The organism is Chryseobacterium sp. RU37D, assembly GCF_900156075.1.
Lineage (GTDB): Bacteria > Bacteroidota > Bacteroidia > Flavobacteriales > Weeksellaceae > Chryseobacterium.
In genome coordinates, this window is record NZ_FTMM01000048.1 from 1 (window position 1) to 8,059 (window position 8,059).

Below are 8,059 nucleotides of genomic sequence, written 5' to 3' on the forward strand. Positions count from 1 at the left end.
TACTGATGAGTTCCAGATTATTAGTTTTTTAAATTGCAATCCAAAATTGCTAATTTTCTTGGAACTTTTTTGTCTAAATAAGTTTAAACAACTTCATTATAAAAAAAGCTATGGCGTCAAACTAAAATATAAAGATCCTATTCTTTTTATCGAATACATGATTTTTGGTAATTACTATAAAAATCATAAAAAATATGACCTTGCACTAGCGTATTATTTAGAATCTGTAGAAAATATAAAACAGCATTCTATAAATATCGCACCATTTAACTCTCTTTATAAAAATATTTCCGAAATATATGAGATCTTGGGAGATAAAACTAAACAAAAAGAATATGAAAACCTCTATATAAATAAAGAAAATCAAATAGCTGAAGAAAGAAGCAAAAGTATGGATTATGCTCTTAATGTAATAATTGACGATGAGGAAAATAAATATAAAACTCATAAAAGAAAAAAAAATACATGGATTTCAGCGGGAGTTTTGTTCTTGATACTAATATTGATAACGTTTTATTATTTTTTAAGGAAAAATCTAAAGCATAAAGAAACACTTATTACAGCAGTAAATAGCACATTACAGGAAAAAGAAGAAATTATTTCAAAAAAAACCATTGAAACTGAAGAGCTACAGCTTAAAGTAAATGATACCTACAATGAAGTAATTGAACTTGCTAAGAAAAATGACACACAATTTTATACTCGTTTTCAGGAAATTTATCCCTTCTTTCAGGATAAGCTTTTGGAATACAGCCCGGGCCTAAGAACTTCCGAACTTATCCTTTGCGCATATACTTTTTTAGGATTCAGTATCAAAGATATTGCCGAATATACCTCTAAATCTATAAACACAGTAAGAAACAGAAAGCAAAATCTTAGAAAAAAATTTATAATTCCCACCGAGCAGGACATGGGCATTTGGCTGCGCGATTTAACGAATAAAAAATAATTAAATTAATTTATTTTAAAAATTACAATTGTATAGTAAAATTAAATAATTGTATTCCAGACTATTAAATAAAAATAGTACATCAATGGTATGTTATTTTTTTTGCAATATAATTAAAAATCCTTCAATTTGTACTCGCAAAAAGTAAAAATGATGAAAATCAATAATAGGTAAAAGGCGATAACATTATTTTTATACTATCGCCTTCTATTATTGAACAACTTTCAGTCAATTTATAATGTTTGAATAAATTATAAAACCATATATACATTCATAAAAATAAATTGCATATTAGCTGTAAAAATTCAAAATTTTATTAAACACTTACCAAAAGACCCATCCGAAATTTGAAAGAAATAAATGATAAAAAAATTCTTTATATCCCACAAAAAAGAATTTTATAAAAACAAAAGATTATTTCATTAAAATTTAAGTACTAATTATCAAATACTTAAATAAAAATAGTATCTAAATGGTATATGCTTTTTTTTGATCTTGCATGAATTTTCTTTCTCTTTGTATAATAAATTTTATCCAAAGTAGATATCTCACAAACTATTAAACACAAATGATGAAAAAAAATTATATCGGTAATTACGCCCCAATTCCGATAGAAATATTTGAAATAATTAAAACTAAAAGATATTTCAGATCTAAATATTACTAAGAACACAAATGATGACTTTAATTTGATAAAAGTTAGTTTTATCAAATTAAAATAAAACACAAATGAAAAAGGACAATAGTATTTTATATTGTCCTTTTTTTCATTTTCATAGTCAAATAATATTCTTTTATATATTTTCAATACTGATGAAGCAATTTTATTGACTTTAGATTTAATGTTAGCAAAGAATAAAAAGTATGGCATTTCTTTGCCTAAACCAAAACGGATGGCATTGCCAGAACAACCTATTTCACTATTTCTTCATTAATAGAAAGAAATGAATTTTTAGTTTACGACACTTATATTTTAGCACAAGACAAAAAAAATATATTGTTGTACTCTAACTTCTGAGCTACTTTTCTCATTAGATTTTTGTCTTTTCATGTTGTGGAATAAAGAAGATTTTAATCCACAACCATTTATAATAAGCAAAATAATAATGCTATTAATTATTCTCAAAGCCAAGCATTAGCATGAGGAGTATGAATGGATATCGGGAAACAGCTTCTAAAAAATAAGCAATTAAATAACGGTAACGAATAATAGTAAATAAAATTTTGAATCAAAAGTTCCTATATTTGTGTTTTTGAAAATAATATTATGAGTATTCATATAAGTGCTGATAAAGGCGAAATTGCTAAGGTCGTATTACAGCCGGGAGATCCGCTCCGGGCACAATTCATTGCTGAAAAATATATGGAAAATGTCGAGCTAGTAAGTAAAACAAGAGGCATTTTTTACTATACGGGGTTTTATAAAGGAAAGGAAATCACTGTCGGAGCAAGTGGGATGGGGTTTCCGAGTATTGGGATTTATTCTTATGAACTGTTTACGGAATACGAAGTGGATACAATTATCAGAATAGGAACTTGTGGTGCTTATAATACTGATCTCCATCTATTTGACATTTTGAATGTAGAAAATGCGGCAAGTGAAAGCACATATGCCAAATATGCTTGGGAAATTGAGGATGAAATAATCTGCCACCAGGGGGATATTTTTAACACAATTAATAAAACCGCTGAAAAATTTTCACTTAAAACAAAGAATATCAATGTTCACAGCAGCGACATTTTCTATAGAAAAAATCCAGGCATTCCTGCTATTGCGACGAAATACAACTGCCCTGCCGTAGAAATGGAAGCTTTCGGATTATTTGCGAATGCCCAACATTTGGGGAAAAATGCTGCAACAATTCTTACCGTGACAGATATAATCCCTACTAACGAGAAAATTTCTGCAGATCAAAGAGAAAAGGCGTTGAACCCCATGATAGAGCTAGCTTTGGAGGCTGCTATTGAAAGTTTATAAATATCTTTGTCAGTTTAAAAATACTATTTACCTTTGCTAAGAAACACAAATACTTTGATGAAAAATAACCGAACATTATCGGCTAACACTGTTTACTGTATCTATATATTTTTTGGAATCCTGCTTCTGAATAGTGTTGTTTTATTTTTATATCAATTTATCAGACGTATGGATTGCGATGCTGTAAAACTTTTTGTTCATGAAGATAAAAATGTTATAAATCGAGCTGTACAGTTTCACAATAATACAAAAGAAATAAAAAACCAGAAATGGGATTTTGAAAGTAATACAGCTGTTGATAAAAAACAAATTACACTTCATCAGTATAAAAGGCATATATGCTTCAATACATTACGATATCATCAAAACCAAAAAGGCTTCTGTCATTGCAGAAAAAATTACATTCACTATAAAGTTTAGAAAACAATGCTTTAGCTGAATGATTATACACATACTCAATTTATTCTCATATATAAATTGATTATTTTTTATTATTAGGCTTTCCTTTAGGAAGGCCTTTTTAATGAAAAAAACCTGATTAGCGAAACAGACTTTCGGAACGGTACATCAGTTGCTTTTTATCATTCTTGACCAGTCGGCCTGGCTTTCATAGGCGACTTTGTACACCCTGAGGTCTGCCTGGCTTTCATATTCAGTTACAAAAACCTTTATATCTGCCTGACTGGCCTGCTAAACAGAAAAAACTTTCTGGGCATTCAGCTGTATTCCGAAAAAGATTAAAATAATAAAGATACCTTTCATTGTGTTTTGTATTTGAACATACATAAAACTACGAATTATCATCAAAAAAGCGCTCACATTTCTGTAAGCGCCCAACTCAATTTTCTTCATTATACACCGACTTTAAAAATCACATTCACATTTAATCTTATCTTTTTGTAGTCTTAAAAAAACCGAAGACCGAAAATAATTATTAAAACTCAAATTCACCGATCAGGATTCCGTCATTATTGTCTGATTTTTCCTTTTGATTTTGGAATACCATTACTTTTCTTTCCTGTCTGCCGGTTGCATAATTAATATAAACTTCGGCCATAATTGCGGTAGGACCTGCAATTCCCACCTGTCTTTCCCCAAAAAAATTGGTCTGGATCTGATATTTACCTTTTATTGCTTTCTTGAGTAAAAATTGTTCCGGACCGAAGCCGCCGGTGAAATCATCACTCATTCTTCCCCCGATTTCCGTTTCCTTATGGGAGTACATACAACGCTCTTTGTTCGGGTCTGTTACCCAAAGATCGATATCGGTATCATCTTTGTTCCAATTGATAACCACTCTTATGTTAACGGGAATATCAGCAATGATTTTCGGATTGATATTTTTAAGGCTTAATTTACTGTTGTAATTACTTATCAACTGATTGATCTCCATAATAATAATCTCTTCAATGCCATTATCGCGGTCTGCCAGCTCTTTAGTATAAGACTGCGTCAAAACTTTATACAAATTATCCAAAGCAGCCTGATACTGCTGATTATCTTCCAGCGCGAGTGCATAATCCCTATAACTCTGAGGGTCAAAAGGCCTCCATTCCAATACTTTCTCAGTTGCGAAAAGCTCTTTATTATAATCTTCAGCCTGCTTTAATCTGTACGCCAATAGCTTATATAATTCTTCGTCCTCAATTTCCAGATCAGCGATAGAACTCAAGACTTTTAAGCCCATTTTTTTATCATTATTTTTAAAGAGCAATTGAGACACATCGAAATAATACTGTGGTAGATTTTCGTAGTCTTTTCTTGCTTTAAGGTATATCCGATAGATACTTTCCGGATTTTTTGCTTCGTTAAACAGCTTCATATATTCTGCCTTAGACTCTATATTCATCACAGTAATTCTTCCCGGATTAATATGATCAGAAGCTCTTTCCCGTTCGGCACCTGCTTTTATATCAAAGCCTCTCGCTTCTCCCCTGATCGACTGCGATGTAGCTGTAGATGCCACCCTTTTTGCCATCGCTCTGGTTACTATAACTTCCTGTATATCTGCTTCCCTGGCCGATGAAACGTCCGCAACCGCTCTGGAGGGAGCCGGAGCTCCTGTCATTACAACCTCTTCAAGCCTGCTGCTTACCATAGAATCTACATTCCTTCGATCTTTTTTGTCTGGTTTTGGGTATTTTTTAAGTTGTTCAAAGTCTTTATTCCACCATTCTTTAAGGTTTTTTGTCATTTTTTCGGCATCATCCATCAGATTCTGTATTCTTTCATCTTTTGCCGCGCGTCTGTTTTTCACGATCTGATCAAATTGAGCTTTTAATTCTGAAGGTGGTGTGATGTCATACCGCACATAGTCTTCTACATTTTCCAGAACCATCAGACTCATATTATTGCTCACCAGACCAAACTGCCTGCATATGTTTTTAATTTCATCATTGTTCTGCTTTTCAAAAATCTCAAGCTCGTTGAGTTTTCTCTGAGCCCAGAATTGCGAAATATCCCAATCTTTTACCATTTGCTCATCAGCATTCAAAGTAATCGTTTTGATTTCTGTCACTTCATTTCCGTACCCAAATTTTACATTTACTTCTGTTTTTTTCCCATTTAAAATTCCTGTCAGGGCAAAATCCCGGGAAATGGTTTGCGGTAAAGAAGGATAAATTTCAGATACTGCATCATTTTTTTCAATTCCAAAATATTTTAAAGACTGGTACAAGAGTTTTTTAACTTCTTTTTTAGGATCATTTTCATTTAAATTTAAAAATTCTCCGCCCGTTTTGCTGCTAATAAATTTTAACTGGTTAAAGTTGACATTATTTGAGGAAGAAATAGTATATGTCGGTTTGTTCCATTCCAGCTTCAGATTCCCGAAGGATGACAGTCCGTCCGTAAAAAACAGAACCTCATCTTCTCTGATAACCTTCAGAAGCTCAAAATCTGTTCCTCCGTCGTAGGTTACCTGGGATAAATATGATTTTAATTCATTCCAGTTTCCCTCTTTTATTGTAAAGCTTTTTCCCTCATCGAAGGTATTGCTGATAAAGTAGGTTTTAACGGTAAGATTTTTATTGATTTTAAAATATTCTTCAAACAGAGCCCATTCTTTGGCATGGTCACGCTTCTTACCACTCAAAGAATTGTCCCAGACAACAGCCAGCCTGTTCGGAAGCTTTTTTGCCCTCTCTTTCGGGTCCGCACTTATATCTGCAAAAAAGTAAGATGAATAACCAACCGCTTTCTGCATTAAAACCTTCTGGCTTTCAATAGCTTGTGGAAAATTAATTTTTAAATTATTTCCGGGTTTATATTTCGTTTTGTGAGTTTCTGCAATCCAGACGTTTCTATTTTTCACAAAATCAAAGCTTCCATCTGGCCTTTCTTCTAATTGGGGAGCAACTGCATTTTGGAACACTATTGTTTTCAGATTAAATTCAGGAATTTCTGACGAATAATTCAACGGAAGAAAATATTGATAGTTGTTCCCCGATCTTTTTAATTCGTAATGATAAGTGATCTGCACTGTTCTTTCACCGCCACGGGCATTGATGGGATAAATGGTCGTACGGAAGCTGTTTCCCTCTACTTTTTCAAGAATTCCCGGATCTACATTTCTTTTTTTGATCGATTCATAAACCTCTTTGGCCTTTTCTTTCTCCACAGGAACGGCATTTCTGAGCTTTCCATTAATATCAATGGCATATCCGCTTGCGTTAACCCCTTCCGGAAGGGGAAAAGTTACTCTTCCCTGTCTCAGCCGGGATGAATTATTTTTAAAAACCATCGTTACCGTATTGGTGGAAATTCTTCCTGTAATTTTGGTTTCTATATTGAGCTTCTGAAGAACCACATCATTATTTTTCTGAAAACCTCCTTTTCCGTCCGGAATTTCAATGGTCGGGATCTGCGCTAGAAATAGAACAGGGAAGAATAGCAGTAATTTTATATATAAACTTCTCATAGGTACATCTTTTTTGTTTTAACAGCTGTTTATATATAAAGATGCAGTTAAGTCTAAAAGAGTTGGAAGTTTATTGAAAAAATTTACAACTCATTAATTTTCAATGATTAATATTAAACAAAAAGCGCCTACATTATTGCAAGCGCTTTATAATAATCAATTATACTATGTTTAAAATTAGCTTCCGGGAATAAAATGTTTTTGTAAATAAAAACTATTCATCATTATATTTTTCCGGATATCTTCTATAAGTTTTTCTAAGGCATTTTGTGAAAGATCTGTAACATCGTATATCAAAATCCGCCCAGATCTGCTTTCTTTTAGCAACAGTTCTTTCTTTTCTGAGCTACATTTTATTTCAAAATCTATCACTGTACATTTTGGCAGCTTTAACGGTATTTCTAACTTAGATGTGGGAAATACTTTATTTGTAAAAATAAATTTCCCATTCTGGGTGTGACAATTAAATATTTTCATAGGGAACAATAAATATTTTAATTAAGGTATTGCTTTTGTGTTTAGTATCATAAAGTTAATAAAAAAATATTTTTTGGAAAATAAAAATTTTATTTTTTTTAACATTTTTTAATTAATAAGTAAAAATAATTAAGAATTTAACTCATTTGTGTTAAAATAATTGGTTCGCATCTGTAATACCGATTGTATTTTGATGCTGAGACAAATAACGCCTTTAATTCCGAAATTAAATAAAAATTATTAGTTTACACTAATGCCTGCCTTTAAAATCGAGCTATACTTGCCCCATTACAAAACAAATGCACCTATATTTGGTAAGTGCTTAGATTGTTGAACTTTTTTAATTTGAAAATTTATTATGGCAGTAAAGAGAATTTGTAAATTATGCTTAAACAAAAAGGATGATCCAAAATTATTTTTTAATAGTGTAGATTTTCCAGCACTCAGAGCTTAATAATCCTATAATTTTTCCTTTTTTTATCTTCTCGTTGCTTTCTTTTCACTATTTTTTAGTTGTTTGTCTCCCCATTCTTTTAGATGATTTATAAAGGGAATTAATTCTGCCCCTATTTCAGTTAATCTATATTCAACTTTTGGAGGAACCTCTTTATAAACTTTTCTTTTGATTAGACTATCATCCTTGGATATACTAATTTAGCTTCCAGTTAGAGTTAAGCATAAAACCTTAATTTTAACGTATGAAACAAGGGCGAAAAATCTATGATCCAGCTTTTAA

The 8,059-nt window shown here is 31.6% G+C and carries 3 protein-coding genes and 1 pseudogene; 2 read left to right on the forward strand and 2 right to left on the reverse strand.

The features are described 5' to 3' along the window. A pseudogene (locus BW926_RS13805) lies at positions 1 to 949 on the forward strand (hypothetical protein); the annotation flags it as partial. Positions 950 to 2,216: 1,267 nt separating this feature from the next. Further along, complete coding sequence (gene deoD / locus BW926_RS13810) at positions 2,217 to 2,927, forward strand: purine-nucleoside phosphorylase (protein WP_076447915.1); 711 nt, start codon at positions 2,217 to 2,219, stop codon at positions 2,925 to 2,927. A 934-nt stretch (positions 2,928 to 3,861) separates the two neighbouring features. Here the strand turns inward: deoD and BW926_RS13820 are convergent. Together BW926_RS13820 and BW926_RS13830 are read right to left on the reverse strand one after the other, a co-directional pair. Continuing rightward, positions 3,862 to 6,846 carry a VIT domain-containing protein gene (locus BW926_RS13820; RefSeq protein ID WP_076447918.1) on the reverse strand — a complete coding sequence of 995 codons (2,985 nt, stop codon included), beginning with the start codon at positions 6,844 to 6,846 and terminating at the stop codon, positions 3,862 to 3,864. 954 nt (positions 6,847 to 7,800) lie between these two features. After that, entirely contained in the window at positions 7,801 to 7,977 is a 177-nt protein-coding gene (locus tag BW926_RS13830; RefSeq protein WP_083672341.1) for a winged helix-turn-helix transcriptional regulator, read from the reverse strand. Positions 7,978 to 8,059: the final 82 nt, after the last annotated feature.